The organism is Sporosarcina koreensis (assembly GCF_042655825.1).
Taxonomy (GTDB): domain Bacteria; phylum Bacillota; class Bacilli; order Bacillales_A; family Planococcaceae; genus Sporosarcina; species Sporosarcina koreensis.
Window position 1 is genome coordinate 373,515 of the sequence record NZ_JBHSNP010000002.1, and the last position, 15,991, is coordinate 389,505.

20 protein-coding genes are annotated in these 15,991 nt (G+C 44.2%); 15 read left to right on the forward strand and 5 right to left on the reverse strand.

Features of this window, described 5'->3' with window-relative positions:
• Positions 1-16: 16 nt before the first annotated feature.
• From ACFPTP_RS01945 to ACFPTP_RS01955, 3 genes are all read left to right on the forward strand, one after another.
• On the forward strand, positions 17-760 hold the full coding sequence (locus ACFPTP_RS01945) for a GyrI-like domain-containing protein (protein ID WP_381441710.1): 744 nt from the start codon (positions 17-19) through the stop codon (positions 758-760).
• 14 nt (positions 761-774) lie between these two features.
• Complete coding sequence (locus tag ACFPTP_RS01950; protein ID WP_381441711.1) at positions 775-1,194, forward strand: GyrI-like domain-containing protein; 420 nt, start codon at positions 775-777, stop codon at positions 1,192-1,194.
• Positions 1,195-1,307: 113 nt separating this feature from the next.
• Positions 1,308-1,493, forward strand: a complete 186-nt coding sequence (locus ACFPTP_RS01955; RefSeq protein WP_381441713.1) for a hypothetical protein — start codon at positions 1,308-1,310, stop codon at positions 1,491-1,493.
• A gap of 63 nt (positions 1,494-1,556) precedes the next feature.
• Here ACFPTP_RS01955 and ACFPTP_RS01960 read toward each other — a convergent pair whose 3' ends face one another.
• Positions 1,557-2,531 carry an MraY family glycosyltransferase gene (locus ACFPTP_RS01960; protein WP_381441714.1) on the reverse strand — a complete coding sequence of 325 codons (975 nt, stop codon included), beginning with the start codon at positions 2,529-2,531 and terminating at the stop codon, positions 1,557-1,559.
• A gap of 230 nt (positions 2,532-2,761) precedes the next feature.
• Between ACFPTP_RS01960 and ACFPTP_RS01965 the strand changes: the two genes are divergently transcribed.
• The 5 genes from ACFPTP_RS01965 to ACFPTP_RS01985 all read left to right on the forward strand — a co-directional run bounded on the left by ACFPTP_RS01965 (position 2,762) and on the right by ACFPTP_RS01985 (position 7,833).
• Positions 2,762-3,484, forward strand: coding sequence for a MerR family transcriptional regulator (locus ACFPTP_RS01965; protein ID WP_381441716.1), 723 nt, complete (start codon positions 2,762-2,764; stop codon positions 3,482-3,484).
• Between the two features lie 117 nt (positions 3,485-3,601).
• On the forward strand, positions 3,602-4,783 hold the full coding sequence (locus ACFPTP_RS01970; protein ID WP_381441717.1) for a MalY/PatB family protein: 1,182 nt from the start codon (positions 3,602-3,604) through the stop codon (positions 4,781-4,783).
• Positions 4,784-5,099: 316 nt separating this feature from the next.
• The gene (locus ACFPTP_RS01975) at positions 5,100-5,696 is read left to right on the forward strand and encodes a hypothetical protein (protein ID WP_381441718.1); all 597 of its coding nucleotides are present in this window, start codon (positions 5,100-5,102) and stop codon (positions 5,694-5,696) included.
• Positions 5,697-5,901: 205 nt separating this feature from the next.
• On the forward strand, positions 5,902-7,098 hold the full coding sequence (locus tag ACFPTP_RS01980; RefSeq protein WP_381441719.1) for a class I SAM-dependent rRNA methyltransferase: 1,197 nt from the start codon (positions 5,902-5,904) through the stop codon (positions 7,096-7,098).
• 114 nt (positions 7,099-7,212) lie between these two features.
• Positions 7,213-7,833 (forward strand): LysE/ArgO family amino acid transporter, encoded by a 621-nt coding sequence (locus ACFPTP_RS01985; RefSeq protein ID WP_381441720.1) that lies wholly within the window; start codon positions 7,213-7,215, stop codon positions 7,831-7,833.
• Between the two features lie 158 nt (positions 7,834-7,991).
• Here the strand turns inward: ACFPTP_RS01985 and ACFPTP_RS01990 are convergent, their stop codons facing one another.
• Genes ACFPTP_RS01990 through ACFPTP_RS02005 form a run of 4 tightly spaced genes read right to left on the reverse strand, consistent with a single transcriptional unit; the run spans position 7,992 to position 10,382 of the window.
• Positions 7,992-8,402: a DUF3021 domain-containing protein gene (locus ACFPTP_RS01990; protein ID WP_381441721.1), complete on the reverse strand. Its 411-nt coding sequence runs from the start codon at positions 8,400-8,402 to the stop codon at positions 7,992-7,994.
• A complete protein-coding gene (locus tag ACFPTP_RS01995; protein ID WP_381441723.1) occupies positions 8,399-8,857 on the reverse strand; it encodes a LytTR family DNA-binding domain-containing protein in 459 nt (152 codons plus the stop codon). Before ACFPTP_RS01995 ends, ACFPTP_RS01990 begins: the two co-directional genes overlap by 4 nt.
• Complete coding sequence (locus ACFPTP_RS02000; RefSeq protein ID WP_381441725.1) at positions 8,835-9,650, reverse strand: ABC transporter permease; 816 nt, start codon at positions 9,648-9,650, stop codon at positions 8,835-8,837. Before ACFPTP_RS02000 ends, ACFPTP_RS01995 begins: the two co-directional genes overlap by 23 nt.
• A gap of 12 nt (positions 9,651-9,662) precedes the next feature.
• Positions 9,663-10,382 (reverse strand): ABC transporter ATP-binding protein, encoded by a 720-nt coding sequence (locus ACFPTP_RS02005; protein ID WP_381441726.1) that lies wholly within the window; start codon positions 10,380-10,382, stop codon positions 9,663-9,665.
• Between the two features lie 352 nt (positions 10,383-10,734).
• On the opposite strand from ACFPTP_RS02005, the gene ACFPTP_RS02010 reads away from it, so the two are divergent.
• The 7 genes from ACFPTP_RS02010 to ACFPTP_RS02040 all read left to right on the forward strand — a co-directional run bounded on the left by ACFPTP_RS02010 (position 10,735) and on the right by ACFPTP_RS02040 (position 15,965).
• Positions 10,735-11,556, forward strand: a complete 822-nt coding sequence (locus ACFPTP_RS02010) for a VanW family protein (protein WP_381441728.1) — start codon at positions 10,735-10,737, stop codon at positions 11,554-11,556.
• Complete coding sequence (locus ACFPTP_RS02015; protein ID WP_381441730.1) at positions 11,553-12,089, forward strand: AAA family ATPase; 537 nt, start codon at positions 11,553-11,555, stop codon at positions 12,087-12,089. Before ACFPTP_RS02010 ends, ACFPTP_RS02015 begins: the two co-directional genes overlap by 4 nt.
• A gap of 32 nt (positions 12,090-12,121) precedes the next feature.
• Complete coding sequence (locus tag ACFPTP_RS02020) at positions 12,122-12,943, forward strand: DUF817 domain-containing protein (protein WP_381441731.1); 822 nt, start codon at positions 12,122-12,124, stop codon at positions 12,941-12,943.
• A 23-nt stretch (positions 12,944-12,966) separates the two neighbouring features.
• On the forward strand, positions 12,967-13,614 hold the full coding sequence (locus ACFPTP_RS02025) for an HAD family hydrolase (RefSeq protein WP_381441733.1): 648 nt from the start codon (positions 12,967-12,969) through the stop codon (positions 13,612-13,614).
• A complete protein-coding gene (locus ACFPTP_RS02030; RefSeq protein WP_381441734.1) occupies positions 13,611-14,228 on the forward strand; it encodes an NUDIX hydrolase in 618 nt (205 codons plus the stop codon). Before ACFPTP_RS02025 ends, ACFPTP_RS02030 begins: the two co-directional genes overlap by 4 nt.
• A 118-nt stretch (positions 14,229-14,346) precedes the next feature.
• Positions 14,347-15,267 (forward strand): helix-turn-helix domain-containing protein, encoded by a 921-nt coding sequence (locus ACFPTP_RS02035; RefSeq protein WP_381441736.1) that lies wholly within the window; start codon positions 14,347-14,349, stop codon positions 15,265-15,267.
• A 146-nt stretch (positions 15,268-15,413) separates the two neighbouring features.
• Complete coding sequence (locus tag ACFPTP_RS02040) at positions 15,414-15,965, forward strand: GNAT family N-acetyltransferase (RefSeq protein ID WP_381441737.1); 552 nt, start codon at positions 15,414-15,416, stop codon at positions 15,963-15,965.
• The last annotated feature ends 26 nt before the right edge of the window (positions 15,966-15,991 follow it).

The following is a 15,991-nucleotide window of genomic DNA, read 5'->3' on the forward strand; positions in this document are numbered from 1 at the left end:
TAGAGGGAGGGAGGCTATGTTATCGATCGGGAAAACAGCACATCTTGTCGGGCTGACGGCGAAGGCCATCAAACATTATGAAGAGATCGGACTCATCGAGCCAGCTTATGTGAGCCCGGAGTCAGGATACCGGTTTTATTCCCAAAAAGAACAGCAACAGCTCGTGCGGATCAGGACATTGAGGAAGTTCGGGGTGTCCCTTTCCGACATTTTGCGCGAGGGGGACGAACAGATGGAACGTTTGTTGATGAACCGGAAAAGGGAAATCGTGAATGAAATCAATGAGCTGCAGGGGAAGATGGAAGGAATCGATCAATTATTAAGCAAAGGGGAGAAGGAAATGGAAACACGCATTGAAGTAAGCGAAGGGTTTACAGTAAAAGGGTATGAGGTAATGGGGCCAGTGTCCGCAATCCCGGCGGAATGGGATCGCTTGATCAAGGAAATTAATGAGAACGATGTTGCGGCAGAAGAATCATTTGGGGTCTGCTTGAAGATGGAGAATGACATCATCCATTATATTGCAGGGCTAAAATCAGAGTTGGCTGAAGGATTCCCGGACACAAAAGAGGTTGTCATTCCGGCAGGCAAGTTTATCGTTGCGAAAGTCGAAGGAGGAATTCCAGGCATCCCGGCAGCGTATGACTACATCATTCAAATGGACGATATCAAACTGAGGGATTGCTACGATTTCGAGCGCTACGTCCATCCGGCTGGGGTGTCGGAAGACGATATTGAGATTTGGATGCCGATTGAGTGAAGGGGATGGGAGAAATGGAGACACGTATTGAACATGTCGAGCAATTTACGGTTAAAGGCTATGAAATGAATGGGCCAGTAACGGATATACCGAAGCTATGGGATGAGTTGAACCGTATTATTGAAGAAAAGGGTGCTAAGCCTGAAGAATCCTTCGGGATCACGTTAGGAATGGGCAATGGTACATTCCACTACTTGGCGGGGATTAAATCGGAGGTGGCGGAAGAGTTTACGGATACCAAGGAATTATTGATTCCAAGCGGTAAATTTATTGTCGCAAAGGTCGAAGGCGGAGTGGATGCGATCCCGGCTGCTTTTGATGCATTGCTGCGCAATCCAGATGTGAAACTTAGACATAGTTATGGGTTTGAGCGATATATCCATCCTGCAGGTTCTACCGGGTTTGAGACGGAAGTTTGGGTAGCGATTGAGTAGCGGAGATCTGGCTTTTAGCCGGGTCTTTTTTTATTCATACCACTAATAGTGAATCCAAATGGATTATATACCGTAGATAGTAGTAGAAAAATTGACAAAGGAGGGGCATTCGAATGTGGATAATCATATTTTTACTTCTTATCATATCACTGTTGTTTTCTATATCTTACAGTCTATCAAAAATTATTGATCAATTGAAATTGATTTCAGAACACTTCAATGTGAAAGAAAAGGAAGAAGTTGTAATAAGTGATGAAGAAATTGAAAAGGAATTGGAAGATGAATCTAAGGAGAAATAGGCGTGGGATGCGACAGGGATTACAAGGAAAAAACCCACCAGGTTATGGTGGGAATAGTCATAATTAAATTTGTATGAGTAACAAAATAATCGAAGATAGACATAGACATGCACTAGCTAAAAACAAAAAGGCAAGAACCTGCTTTGGTTTCAAGCCAGCACGCAGTAAACGATAGTGGATTTGACTAGCATCTGCTTGGAAGATAGATTTGCCTTGCATATATCGTTTAACGACGACGAAGAGATTGTCAAAGATCGGCACTCCCAATGCCAAGATGGGAATGAACAATGAAAGAACAGTCGCTTGCTTGAAAGCTCCATCTAATGCGATGACCGCAAGCAAGAAACCTAGGAGGCTTGCACCCGCATCCCCCATGAAAATCTTGGCGGGAGGCTTATTAAAACGTAAATAGGCAACAGAAATTCCTACCAGCACAATGGCCATCATGGCGGAATTCGGTTGGCCTTTGGCAATCGCAACAATAAAAAGCGTAACAGCCGATATCGCAACAAGCCCACCCGCTAGCCCATCCATGCCATCCGAAAAATTAATTACCGTCGTCACTCCGAATATCCATAAGATCGTTAGAATGAACTGTAGAATAAATGGGAGGGTGACATATTCACCTGACAGCGGGTTGACGAAACCATTGAATGTTATACCCGACGCAAAAACTAGAATCGCTGCGGATATTTGCACAATGAATTTCGGAAAGGCAGGGAAATCCTTTCCTTTCGTTTTAAACCAGTCATCAATCGTCCCAATGGTTAACAGCAATACGCCGCCTCCAAAAAGCGCACCGGTTTCCCAATTAAACTCTCTAGTGAAAAGAAGATAGACAGAAAAAAAGCCGATAAAAAGTGCATAGCTCGCCGTTAGTGGAATCGGTTTACGGTGTAATTTACGTTCAACGTTTTCCTGGGGCTTGTCCACAAAATCGAGCTGGAAAGCAAGCTTTCGCAATGGGGGGATTAAAGTATATACGAATAGAAATGATACTAAAAATGCCAATATGTACAAGATTATTCTCACCACCATTTAAACAATTTTCTATTAATAGACATGTATAATAGTGGACGTATTACTTTTTGTTTGGTTCCCCGTTTACTCCAGTCATTTCCCATTTAATCATATCGCCGTCCTGGTTCGACTTTTTCATTCCCAACTTATCTAACAAACTAGATATCTGTTGTAAATTCTTTTTTAGTTTGTATTGACTCTCACGTTACGTCATACTCTATAGTCAATAGTGAAGGGAGGCGGGAGCTATGAAAGTGAAGGAAGTTGCGGATTTGACCGGTGTGAGTGTGCGCACGCTCCATCATTATGATGAAATCGGTTTGCTTGTTCCGGACAACGTGACGGAGGCGGGCTATCGGGTTTATTCCGATGAAAACCTGACGACCCTCCAGCAAATCCTGTTCTTCCGTGAAGTCGGCTTCCCTTTGAAGAAAATCAAGGAGCTGCTTGAGAGTCCATCTTTCAACCGGTTGGAGGCGTTCGAGCTGCAACGAGATATGTTAGTGGCAAAGCGCCGGCAATTGGAGACGATGATTGAGACAATCGACAAGACACTCCAATCGGAGAGAGGAGAAATGACAATGACGAACGAAGAGAAATTTAAAGGGTTCGACTTCAGTTCGAATCCATATGAGCGGGAAGCGAGAGAACGGTGGGGAGATGAAGCGGTCGACAAGGCGAATAAAAATGTCGCGCAGTTCGGCAAGGAAGCCCAAGAGGACATGAACCGCATTTATTTCAAACTCGCGGAACTCCGCAATACCGATCCTGCTTCAGCGGAATCTCAAGCTGCAATTGGCGAGTGGTATACTTTCTTGAATAAAATCGGCGATTATTCATTAGAAGCATTCGCTGGCTTAGGTGAAATGTATGTCGCAGACGAACGCTTTACGAAGAATATTGACCAATTCGGCGAAGGCTTGGCTGTATTCATGCAGGATGCGATGAAAGTATATGCGGAAAGAAAATAACTACTATTGGGCACCCGGATTTTCCGGGTGTCTTTTCAATATAAAGAAAATCGATATAGACGTCTCTAGTAAGTTGACGTATTATTTGAAGAAATACATTTTCGGGAGTGATTGCAGATGAACGTAGCGGAATTTTGCGAACGATATGCAGTGGAACGGAAAGGGACGAATTCATTAAAATGGGATGCGCTTGATGTACGGTTCGGCGACCCGGATCTCGTCGCCGCCTGGGTGGCTGATATGGAATTCAAAGCTCCGGAAGCAGTCTTGGACGCACTGCATCAACGGATTGCACATGGCGTGTTCGGCTACTCATTCGTGCCTGAATCCTTCTATGGGGCCTTCATTGATTGGGAGAAAAGCCGGCATGGCTACGAAGTGAAAAAAGAATGGATGCGTTTTTCAACTGGCGTCGTCACAGCACTATACTGGTTCGTCAATGCATTCACAAAGCCGGACGACGCCGTCTTGATTTTGACACCCGTCTATTATCCGTTCCACAACGCCGTGAAAGACACCGGAAGGAAATTGGTGACATGCGAGCTTGTGAATGAAAATGGGACTTATCAAATCGACTTCGACGGATTCGAGAAAAGCATCGTCGACAATGACGTGAAACTGTTCATCCACTGCTCGCCGCATAATCCGGTCGGTCGGGTGTGGACGGAAGAGGAATTGAAAAAGATCCTGTCGATCTGCAATAAACATAACGTTCTCGTCGTTTCTGATGAAATTCACCAGGATCTTGTCATGGAAGGGCATAACCATATTCCGTCGGCAATCGTCAATAACGGGGAATTCGCGGACCGGCTCATTACCGTCACAGCTCCTTCCAAGACGTTCAATCTTGCAGGGCTATTGACGTCGTTCATCATCATCGAGAATGAACAATTGCGATCGGAATTTGATGCGTATGTGAAAACGGTAAACCAGACAGAAGTGAACATATTAGGTCTTGCTGCTGCTGAAGCGGCTTATCGGCATGGGCAAGAATGGCTTGACGGACTAAATGCTGTTATCCGCCATAATTATGAGCATGTGAAGCAGCATCTGAATGAGAAGGCTCCAGGAATCATCATCTCACCTTTGGAGGGTACGTATTTGATCTGGCTTGATTTGCGTAATGTCATCGACCGGGAGAAAACGAAGGAATTCATTCAGGACCGTTGCCGGATTGCTGTCGACTTCGGTGAATGGTTCAGTGCGGAAGGAAAAGGATTCATCCGATTGAACATGGCGACGGAGCCACGTTTTGTCGAGCTCGCCGTTGAAAATATATTGGCGAATTTGGAAAAATGATAGGACGAATCGAGCGTACTTAAAAATTTTTAGGTACAATCGTCCCGTTTAGTAGTATAATAAGAAAACCATCGTTGGAAGACCGATTATTCTTTTCATAACCCCCAATACCCATTCCGAGATTCAAAAACTTACGGAAAATGAAACTCTACATATAGGTAATACGTATAATACATATATAGACAAAACCTTGACCTGTCCGCGCCCCGCATCTTGTCTACAACTTAGGACTTAGAAGGTTTCCGCCTGCAGACGGTTTAGGTTCCCGAAAATATTGTACATACTTGTAGAGAGAGATGAGTTAGGGGTTGGGATGATGGGGAAAACAATCTATATCGTACTTACTGACACGGGAACGTTGTTGTCAAAGGCGATTGGTATGTATACACGTAAAGATTTGAATCATGCATCCATTGCATTCGACGAGCAGCTGACCGAAATATATAGTTTCGGCCGGAAGCAACAATACAATCCGTTCATCGGTGGGTTTGTACGTGAGAATGTTGCGGAAGGCATTTTTCAGGAGGCCGATTGCGCTGTGTACCGTTGCGAAGTTTCTACAGAAGCGTATATGCGGATCCAGCAGAAAATCGTTCAATTCGAGTTGAATCAAAGGGACTATAAATATAATTTTATCGGTTTGTTCGGCGTGGCGTTGAATAAAGAGATTCGACGGAAGAGGGCGTTTTTCTGTTCGCAATTCGTCGCGACCGTCATGCAGGAGAGTGAGATGCACCGACTGCTGACGAGGCCTAGCCTGACAATGCCGCATCATCTGACGTATTTGCCGCATATGGAACTAATGTATGAAGGCGATTTAAAAACGTATTTAAATCATGTAAGAGGGCCGCAATTGGAACGTCCGCTTCGAATGGGACTATTGAAAAGTTTGGCGTTCCGCCTGCTTGCTTGATATGGAAGCTTCTCCGTTATGGGAAGCTTTTTTCATGTCCAGCTACTGGCGCCAGAGACTCGGGGTCATAAGGCAAAGCTGTTCTGTGGCAAAGAGCGCCACGCCACATCTTTGCCTTATGCCTGTCGTCTCTAAGCAGGCGCTCTTCGCTTTTCTACTGTCTTCATGCGATAATGAAAAAAAATGATGGAAAAAGGATGACACGATGACAAAAACAATTGATGTACAAGTGAACGCGCAAAGCATTGCGGCTTTTAAGAGGGGTTACCCCTTAATATTGAAAGACGCAGTATTGAATCCGGAAGTGTTAAAAGAAGAGGGAACAATCATCCGTTTGGTTGATAAATACCGCAAATTTGTTGCAAAAGGCTATTATGGCAATCAAAACAAAGGGATCGGCTGGGTATTGACAAGAGATGATAACGAGGAAATCGATTTCGCGTTTTTTGAATCAAAGATTTCTGCAGCGTTATCAAGACGCGAGTCCTTCTTCGAGGATAGCGAGACGACCGCATTCCGCGTCTTTAACGGCGAAGGCGATGGAATCGGCGGATTGACGATCGATTATTTCGATGGCTACTACATGGTGAGCTGGTATAGCGAAGGAATTTATTCCATTAAGCATCATGTGTATGGCGTATTGGACAAGCTTGTGGACTACAAGGCAGTCTATGAGAAAAAGCGATTCGATACGAAAGGTCAATACATCGAACAGGATGATTTCGTGAAGGGGACCCCTGGCGACTTCCCAATCATCGTGAAGGAAAACGGCATGAACTTTGCTGTCGATTTGAATGATGGCGCGATGACGGGAATTTTCCTCGATCAGCGTGACGTGCGAAAGGCGTTGCGCGACAAGTATTCAGAAGGCAAGCATGTGCTGAATACATTCTCGTATACGGGCGCGTTTTCGGTTGCTGCTGCACTTGGCGGGGCACGCGAAACGACGAGCGTCGATTTGGCGAAACGCAGTTTGCCGAAGACGATTGAGCAGTTCAGCGTAAATGGAATTGACTACGAAGCGCAGGACATCAAAGTGATGGACGTATTCGATTATTTCCGTTATGCGAAAAGGCATGAGCTGAAATTCGATGTTGTTGTTTTAGATCCACCGAGTTTTGCACGCTCCAAGAAATATACATTCAGCACGGCGAAGGATTACCCGGCATTGCTGAAGGATGCAATCGATATTACAGAAAAGAACGGCATCATCATTGCATCGACAAATAACGCTAGCTTCAGCATGAAGAAGTTTAAAACGTTCATCGAAAAAGGATTCACGGATGCGGGTTCGCGCTACAAGATCCTCGAGGAATCTTCATTGCCAAAGGATTTCCGCACAAACCGCGACTTCCCGGAATTCAATTACTTGAAGGTCGTCATTTTGCAGAAGTTGAAATAATAAATGAGAAGCCATCTCCGTTTAGGGGGTGGTTTTTTGGTTATCAATCTGTGGATGTTGCAATTATCAGAAGAAAGCCTTTCAATAGATAGAAAGAGAGAAGGGGGAGAGGGAATGATTGAGGCGGTTTTACATGGCGCCATTTTGGCACTGGGCTTGATATTGCCGTTAGGCGCTCAAAATGTGTTTGTGTTCAACCAGGGGGCATTGCAGCCGAAGTTGGTGAGAGCACTTCCCGTCGTGGTGACCGCAGGGATTTGCGATACGATTTTAATCGTGGCGGCAGTATCGGGCGTTTCCCTGCTAATCCTGACATTCCATTGGTTGGAAACAATCATGTTTGCCGTCGGTATCTTGTTTTTACTCTATATCGGAATTTCCCTTTGGCGGAGCGCTCCCGCGTCAATGGAGGCAGAAGCGGAACGGTTTTCTCCGAAAAAACAAATTCTGTTTGCAGCATCCGTCTCTTTACTGAATCCTCATGCCATCATCGATACGATCGGCGTCATCGGGTCGAATGCCTTAAGTTATTCGGGGGAGGCCCGTTTCGCATTCACGTTGACGACAATCATCATTTCATGGTGCTGGTTTTTCGGACTCGCACTTGCAGGAAGAATACTAGGCAAGTTGGATACAAACGGAAAATTCATCGGCATGTTGAATAAAATCTCCGCCGTGGTTGTCTGGGCAGTCGCCGTATACATGGCTATCCGTCTACTCGGCAAGTTTTTTTGACGGTGCCTGTGCATGACACATTTATGACAATTCAACAGCGTGGATATTAATACAGAATCAAAGCCGACGAAGATTGATTTCGTTGGCTTTAACATTACTCTTTATACAATTGTAGTTCATAATCTGAATAGTGTCTTGCACAGGCACCTAAATAAAAGTTACAATCCCCTCAGCTCATCATTCAATTGCGCCGCCTGCTTCTTGAAATACATGTAGAACGATAGCCAAATAATCGTGTAGAATACGATGAAAATGCCAAGCATTCCGATGAAGCCTTTCAATGTGAATGGAATCCATCCGATGACAAAGGCGACGATGAAAAACAACACAGTTACAGAAGTGAAATGCAATGTCGTTTGCACGGGCAATGTCAGTTTTTCATTTTCGAACAGTAAAGGAGTCACTGTGAAGAACCAGCCGCAAAAGACAGTGCCGAGCACATTTTTCCCGAGAATTGATGCATCTAGCATTTCTTTATTACCAATATAAATAACTGCTAGAATTGTAACGATTGCCAGGAATGAGCCGAAAAAGATGCCCAGAATGCTTCTCGTCAAGAACGTTTTCATCCGTTTTTCCTCCTGTTCATTTTGAGCGCTTCTTTGATGCCACTCACGTATGTCCGCGACACATACTCCTTCGCCCCCGATTTGAAATGGACGACCAACGTACCGTTAAAAGAAGCTTCGAAGCGGCTCAACTCATGGAGGTTGGCGATGACCGATTTCGATAGCCTGATGAATTTCGCGGGAGGCAGCATTTCCTCAAGCTCATAAAGCTTCTCCTTCAATGAAAAGGAGCCCTCAGCTGTGACTGCCATGACGCCTTCCTTTTCGGTATGGAAAAAATGAATGTCGTCGGGCTTTAAAATATGCTGCATCTCGCCATCTCTTCCGACGAGGAACTCCGTCTTCTTTCCCTTTAAAAAATCAAGGACTTCCTTTATCGAATCATCCACTTCATTGCAATGGATGGTCACTTTCGTCTCTTCGTAAATTTCATCAATGTCCAGTGTAACCTTCATCCCCCACATCTCCTCCTCGGTCCCTATTAGTAGGATACCATTTGAAGGAAGATTTTCGCAGACTATTTCCAAAACGAAGAACCAATAAGGAGATGGCTGTGACGATAATGATAAACCCGATTGATTTGAGCGTCTCCCCGTTCCATTCCAATTGTCCGTTCCAAACGGCGATGAAGATTTGATTCATATGATAGATCGGATTGAAATCGGCAATGACTTGAACGAATTTCGGCATCATGGCAATCGGCATTGTGAATCCACCGGTGAACATAACGATTTGGAAAATGACAATGGAGAAGACCAACGCGCCATTCATGCTCTTGAAGAACGAGTAGATCGCCGAAGAAATGACGAGCAATGCTGCATTCAACAACATGAACGTCCCAAATGCCAAGACGAAGTTGAGCGGCTGGAATGAAAGGTCATAAGCGATTAAGCCGATGAAAAAAACTAGAAAATAACCAAAGCTCGTTATGATGATCGACCTTAAAATATTCGATAACAGCAATGTCCTTTTTGGAACTGGTGATAAATTGATCCGCTTTTCCACTCCGGTCGTCCGGTTCATCACCTGGTCGAACCCGAATGCGAAAAAGACGACGCCGAATGTGATGAGCAGGATGAAGGATGGCGTATACGTTTCCGCATAACTGAGATTGCCGGCATACGTAGAGTCCCCGAAAAGCTGCCCCATGAATAAATACGAAACCGGCGGAATGATGATTGTGAACACCATATAAAAAATCTCCCTCGAAAACATGAGCAAGTCATATTTCAATTGAGTGAGTAACATGCAAATTCCTCCTTATATAGACACTTTTGATAAGTAAAAGTCATTGATTGATTTATAGCCCGTGGATAAAATCCCTTCCGTCGTATCAAACACTTCGTTAATGCCTTCATTCAACAGCATCACTTTATCGCAATACAATTCGACTTCATCCATATTATGTGTCGTCAAAATGACGGTTCCGCCCGTGCGTTTATTGTAGTCGGTAATATACGTCCACAGCATATTTCGCATATGCGGGTCGAGGCCTGTCGTCGGTTCATCCAAAATGAGCATTTTCGGTTCGGATAAAAAGGCGATTGCCAAGCTAACGATTTGTTTCCACCCGCCCGATAACTTATCGAAGTATTTTCTTCGATGCGGCTGGAGTTTGAAGTCGGCGATGATCTGCTCGATATCGACCGGTGAGTTGTAATACGCTTTGAACAGTTTCAGCAGCTCTACGACTTTCAATGTTTTGTAAAACTGTGTCGGCTGCAGAACGGCCGATATGTCTTTTCGTATTTGTTCAAGCTGGCTCGTGGATAAGACCCGAAGTTCTTTATCGAATAAAAGCACATTCCCTTCATCATAGGGCTTCAATGTCATCAAGATTTCAAGGAACGTCGATTTGCCTGCTCCATTTTTGCCGATGACCCCAATGACTTCCCCGGCATTCGCTGTAAACTCGATTCCCTTTAACACTTTGTTGTCCCCATACGCCTTTTGTAAATTGCTGACGCGCACGATCTCCATTCACAATCCCTCCGTCGCTGTTCTTTGTACACTTACTATATACAGAATCAACGAATGCGTATGCAGGTTTTCGATGACCGGTCGTTTTTCCCCGGTCAGTTGCAAAAAAGCACGTGTGAGTTGCATCGGACGGACAAGTCGTTGGGATTATGCGCGGATTTGGGGGAGTTTTGCTCGAGTTTGGGTATGTTATGCGCGAGTTTGATAGGCTTATGCTCGAATTCGGATGAGTTATGCGCGTTTTTGCTGTACTTATGCTCATCTTGGGACCTTTGATGCATCGCGAGTCATATGGTAATGAAGGATAATGGAGAAAATTCATTGAATTAAGATCAGGCTGGAGGTGGCTCTATTGGTTTCATTAAAACCGATTAGACGAAGCAAACTGAGGATTTTCGCAGGAAAGAAAGTATATAGACTGAAACGTTATGGTGAATGGCTCTTTGACGGGAAAAAGTATGCGAGTAAAAGGCTTGACGATAAACTTCCCTATGTAATTATGAAACATCGGACCCCTTTGCTGAGGCAATTGAAGGATGTCGACATGCAACTGCAAAGAAATAAAATAACGAATCTCCAGATTGCAGCAAAACGATTGCATAAAATCGTCATTGAGCCAGGCGAAACCTTTTCATACTGGCGCCTTATTGGCAATACGACGAAGCGGAAAGGGTATGTGGACGGCATGATCCTCCATTATGGAAAAGTGACTGTCGGGACAGGGGGAGGGCTTTGCCAACTGTCGAACTTGATTTATTGGATCACCTTACATACACCGCTGACCGTGACGGAGCGCTACCGCCATAGCTACGACGTCTTCCCCGATTCGAACCGGAGTCAGCCGTTCGGCAGCGGGGCGACTTGTGCTTACAATTATTTGGATTTGCAAATCAAGAATGAAACGCAAACTCCTTATCAGCTGATGATCTATTTGACAGATACACATCTCAACGGGGAGTGGCGTTCGATTGCGCCGGCAACCCGGACGTATGAGATTTACGAGAAAGAGCATCATTTCACACGAGAATTATGGGGCGGATACGTCCGACATAATTCGATTTTTCGGAAAGTTTTCGACGTTGAAGGGAACCAGATCGATGATGAATTCGTCACAGAGAATCATGCGATAACAATGTATGAGCCGTTTCTTACATATGAGGGAGATGGGGAATGATTGTCATGATCAATGGGGCGTTTGGTGTCGGAAAGACTTCCGTTGCTGATGAACTGCTGCGTAGATTGGACGGGGCAATGTTGTTTGATCCGGAAGTAGTCGGGTTCATGCTGAGGCATCTCATACCGGATGAAATGAAATTGGAAGGCGAAAAAACAGGGGATTTTCAAGACTTGGAAATGTGGAAGCCATTGACGGTCGAAGTGGCAAGGCAGTTACGTGTCACTTACGGCAAGGATTTGATTGTGCCAATGACGATTTACAATAAGGATTACTTTAATGCAATTCATGACGGGTTTTTAGAAATTGACCCCGAAACGTATCACTTCTGTTTGACTGCAAATAAGGAAACGATCCATGAGCGGTTGCTAGAACGCGGAGAAGAGGAAGGAAATTGGTGCTTTGCGCAGACGGATAAATGTCTCGCAGGCTATGAAGATGCGTGCTTTGAACAATTCATTTCTACGGAAGATGTCGGAATCGAAGAGATTGCCGAATTCATTTGCAAGGAGATTGGACAAAGAGCATCGTAAATACTTACGGGCAGAAGCGGGAGGCGGTAAAGATGAGCCATCAAGACATACCTTTGGAAAAGCAATCGAAGCTGAACATCTTAAGAGCCTTTAAACAACTTGTCCACTTCGGCTGGCAGCAGGCTCTATCCTGTTTGTTCCCGGTCGTGATTTTTGCGTCATTGGCGTTGACAAAAATCATTCCGCTTCCCATCCTGCCGCGATATGACTGGCTTTTGATCATTTGCGTTCTGATGCAGTGGTGGATGTTACGTTCAGGATTGGAAACAAAAGATGAACTAAAAGTAATTACGTTGTTCCACCTTATTGGACTGACCCTTGAAATTTTCAAGGTGAATATGGGTTCGTGGTCGTATCCGGGGGAAGGGTATTTCAAAATTTTCGGTGTGCCTTTATATAGCGGATTCATGTATGCAAGTGTAGCGAGTTACCTATGCCAAGCGTGGAGGAGGCTGGACGTCGACCTCATTAAATGGCCGCCATTTTGGATCGTCGTACCTCTTGCAGCTGCAATTTATTTGAACTTTTTCACCCACCATTTTTGGATTGACGTTCGTTGGTGGCTATCCGCGCTTGTCATCATCGTCTTTTGGAAATCATGGGTTATCTATGAAGTGAACGGAACTCAGTATCGGATGCCGATTGCCCTTTCCTTTGTCCTCATCGGATTTTTCATATGGGTAGCTGAAAATATCGCAACGTTCTTCGGCGCGTGGCAATATCCGAACCAATCCGATGCATGGAGTCTTGTTCACCTTGGAAAAGTAAGCTCGTGGCTTTTATTAGTTATCGTCAGCTTTCTGATCGTAGCGACGTTGAAACAGGTGAAAGGGAAAAACTTTGAGAATATCTGAGTAATGAGGCATAGGGGGAATTAATGATGAGAGCAATCATATTTGATTTTGATGGGACATTGGCGAATACATTGCCAATTTGTTATTACGCATTTCAAAGCGTATTTAAAGAATTTGATAATAGAGAGATTACGCCAAGCGAAATTATAGAGATGTTTGGTCCTTCAGAAGTTGGCATTATTAGAAAAAATCTTTTAAGCCCTCATAAGGAAGAGGCAATTGAACATTTCTATCAACAATATTCACAGTTCCATAAAGACTTAGTTGAAGCTAATCACGATATATATGAGTTAGTCACGTCTTTAAAAGGGACGGACATAAAGTTGGGGATTTTCACAGGCAAGGCAAAAAGAAGCTTAGACATCTCCTTGGAAAAATTACATATGGAAGGGTTGTTTGATGTTATCATAACCGGTGATGATGTACGCAATCCAAAGCCTGATCCAGAAGGGCTATTGAAAGCTTTATCTTTAATAGATGTGAAAAATTCCGAAGCGGTTTTTGTTGGAGATAGTGATGCAGATGTAATTGCCGGAAAGCAATCCGATGTTTTTACAATTGGAGTTCAATGGCTGCCTGAATATCAAGCTGCAACATTTAGCGAACAACCGAATCTGATGATGAATAGTGTGAAGGAATTTACGAATTACGTGAAGGCAGGGGTCAAATGAATACGCAATGGTTAGATTGGGCGAAAAGGATTCAGGCATTGTCCCAATCTGGGTTGGCGTTTTCCAAGGATATATATGATATCGAGCGTTATGAGGAGTTGCGTCAAATCAGTGTAGAAATTATGGCGGAGCATACCGATCTTGAAATACATAAAATTGAAGATTTATTCACGAATGAAACAGGCTACCAAACGCCAAAAGTGGACGTACGGGGCGTTGTTTTTAAAGATGGACAAATATTAATGGTGAAAGAAAGTATCGATGATAAATGGGCTCTGCCAGGCGGCTTTTGCGATATTGGATTATCTCCTTCAGAAAATGTAGTGAAGGAGATTCAAGAGGAATCTGGTTATGATGTGATGCCAGTGAAATTACTCGCCTTACTGGATAAAAACAAGCACCCTCATCCTCCAGAGCCATATCATTACTATAAGATTTTTATTTTGTGCGAAATTATCGGGGGAGAGCCTGCTGCAGGATCGGAAACAAATCAAGTTGAGTTCTTTTCGGAACACAATTTACCTTCGCTTTCCATCAATCGAAATACCGAGTCGCAAATTAAAACAATGTTTGAGTTCTTGAAGGACCCAAAAAAGGAAACGGTAATTGATTGAGTTCATTCCACCAGCAGTAGAATCAAGTATTCAACCAATAGTTGATAGGCGGCTAGAGGGCGATATGCTACGCTGAAGTTAACAGTGCGCGCTGAAACTTATTGGGGAGGTTGTAGGGATGTTGGATACAATGAAGGTTGGGAGCTTCATATCAAAGCTTCGAAAGGAACAGGACTGGACGCAAATGGGATTGGCAGATCGTTTGAACGTAAGCCATCAAGCTGTTTCGAAATGGGAGCGTGGTGATTCGTTGCCGGATATTGGAACATTGATGCAGATTGGACAAGTCTTCAATGTGACAGTCGATGAATTGATGAATGGGGGAGCAGACAGGGAAAGCCCGACTTATATCCACAATCTTGGCCGGATCATGACAGGGTTTACCGAAAACCGTCGAGATGAAGTTGCCGAAATGATCAATGCGGGGGAAGCAGATATGGAGGGGCTGATTGAAGTAGCACCCTTATTAAAAGCCAGTGAGTTGGCGGAAGTGACGGATAGAGTGGACAAGCGGCTATTCAATCAGGATTTAGTTGTGCGACTGGCTCCATTTGTCGAAACTGAACTATTGGATGGATTGGTGACAGGGGCGATGGATGAGGATGTAGATATGAAATTTGTTCAAAAACTGGCTCCGTTCGTTAGCAGAGAAGCTTTGCTCCGTTTAGTTGATAGAGCTAATAAAGATGGAATGGATTTGAATGTCGTTGTTCGGCTTGCACCGTTTATCGGGAAGGAAACCGTCGATAAACTCATTGAGCAAGCGGTAGAGGGAGGGATTGAATGGAAGCACATTGTTCGCTTGGCACCTTTCTGCAGTAGAGAAAAATTATGGAGCTTAGTGGATCGGACTGTGGATGGTAAGTTGGATTCAAGTTGTCTCGTTTCACTCGCTCCTTTTCTTGGAAGGGAATTTTTGAAACAGCTTGTGGATGAAAAGGAAATTAGCAATATGGATCCGGAGACAATTGCGCGATTAGCCCCTTTTGTCGACAAAACAACACTAAGCAAATGGATTCAAAGTCTATTGGTTAAGTGATGGAAGAAGGCAGTACCAAAGTCATTTTTGGTGCTGCTTTTTCTAATGATGGAGGATTTGCTTTTTGTTTTGTTGAATAGTAGCAGAAGAGAATGGAATTTGTATATTTATGTGTATTTGGCTGATGGCTGACTGGGGGATAAGAAATGATTGTGAAAAGTGAACGGCTGGCAATCAGGGAACTTAGTGAAGATGATAAATTTTTATTGGCCAAATGGCTGTCTGATCCTGAAGTTCTCCAGTTTTACGAGGGAAGGGACCGTCCGTTGGATCTAGCGCAAGTCGAAGAGGATTTTTACGGAGAAGCGGACGGTGAAACAAGATGCCTCATTTTGTACGACGAGGCGCCGATTGGGTATATGCAGTTTTACCCGGTCGTGGAAGAGGAAAGGCGGATTTATGGCTATTCTGATCCGGCGGAAATTCTCTTCGGGATGGACCAGTTCATCGGAGAACCCATGTATTGGAATAAAGGAATTGGAACGCAACTTGTCGAAATGATCGTTGCGTATTTGGTGGATGAAAAAAGTGCAGACCGCATTGTCATGGATCCGCAAACATGGAATGAGCGGGCGATCCGTTGCTATGAGAAGTGCGGGTTCAAGAAAGTGAAGCTCTTGCCGAAGCACGAGTGGCATGAAGGGGAGTACCGGGATTGCTGGCTGATTGAATATAGAAATGAAAGAATAGAAATCTGAAAAGTGGTTGGAGGAACCAAGAGTGA

Bases quoted from the DNA above. Each gene is read 5' to 3' on its own strand.
- ACFPTP_RS02040 (WP_381441737.1), top strand. From the start codon at position 15,414: ATGATTGTGAAAAGTGAACGGCTGGCAATCAGGGAACTTAGTGAAGAT.
- ACFPTP_RS02000 (WP_381441725.1), bottom strand. From the start codon at position 9,650: ATGTTACTCACTCAATTGAAATATGACTTGCTCATGTTTTCGAGGGAG.
- ACFPTP_RS02005 (WP_381441726.1), bottom strand. From the start codon at position 10,382: ATGGAGATCGTGCGCGTCAGCAATTTACAAAAGGCGTATGGGGACAAC.
- ACFPTP_RS01975 (WP_381441718.1), top strand. From the start codon at position 5,100: ATGGGGAAAACAATCTATATCGTACTTACTGACACGGGAACGTTGTTG.
- ACFPTP_RS01990 (WP_381441721.1), bottom strand. From the start codon at position 8,402: ATGAAAACGTTCTTGACGAGAAGCATTCTGGGCATCTTTTTCGGCTCA.
- ACFPTP_RS02025 (WP_381441733.1), top strand. From the start codon at position 12,967: ATGATGAGAGCAATCATATTTGATTTTGATGGGACATTGGCGAATACA.
- ACFPTP_RS02020 (WP_381441731.1), top strand. From the start codon at position 12,122: ATGAGCCATCAAGACATACCTTTGGAAAAGCAATCGAAGCTGAACATC.
- ACFPTP_RS01970 (WP_381441717.1), top strand. From the start codon at position 3,602: ATGAACGTAGCGGAATTTTGCGAACGATATGCAGTGGAACGGAAAGGG.
- ACFPTP_RS01945 (WP_381441710.1), top strand. From the start codon at position 17: ATGTTATCGATCGGGAAAACAGCACATCTTGTCGGGCTGACGGCGAAG.
- ACFPTP_RS01980 (WP_381441719.1), top strand. From the start codon at position 5,902: ATGACAAAAACAATTGATGTACAAGTGAACGCGCAAAGCATTGCGGCT.
- ACFPTP_RS01995 (WP_381441723.1), bottom strand. From the start codon at position 8,857: ATGAAGGTTACACTGGACATTGATGAAATTTACGAAGAGACGAAAGTG.
- ACFPTP_RS02015 (WP_381441730.1), top strand. From the start codon at position 11,553: ATGATTGTCATGATCAATGGGGCGTTTGGTGTCGGAAAGACTTCCGTT.
- ACFPTP_RS01950 (WP_381441711.1), top strand. From the start codon at position 775: ATGGAGACACGTATTGAACATGTCGAGCAATTTACGGTTAAAGGCTAT.
- ACFPTP_RS01960 (WP_381441714.1), bottom strand. From the start codon at position 2,531: ATGGTGGTGAGAATAATCTTGTACATATTGGCATTTTTAGTATCATTT.
- ACFPTP_RS02035 (WP_381441736.1), top strand. From the start codon at position 14,347: ATGTTGGATACAATGAAGGTTGGGAGCTTCATATCAAAGCTTCGAAAG.
- ACFPTP_RS01965 (WP_381441716.1), top strand. From the start codon at position 2,762: ATGAAAGTGAAGGAAGTTGCGGATTTGACCGGTGTGAGTGTGCGCACG.
- ACFPTP_RS02030 (WP_381441734.1), top strand. From the start codon at position 13,611: ATGAATACGCAATGGTTAGATTGGGCGAAAAGGATTCAGGCATTGTCC.
- ACFPTP_RS01955 (WP_381441713.1), top strand. From the start codon at position 1,308: ATGTGGATAATCATATTTTTACTTCTTATCATATCACTGTTGTTTTCT.
- ACFPTP_RS01985 (WP_381441720.1), top strand. From the start codon at position 7,213: ATGATTGAGGCGGTTTTACATGGCGCCATTTTGGCACTGGGCTTGATA.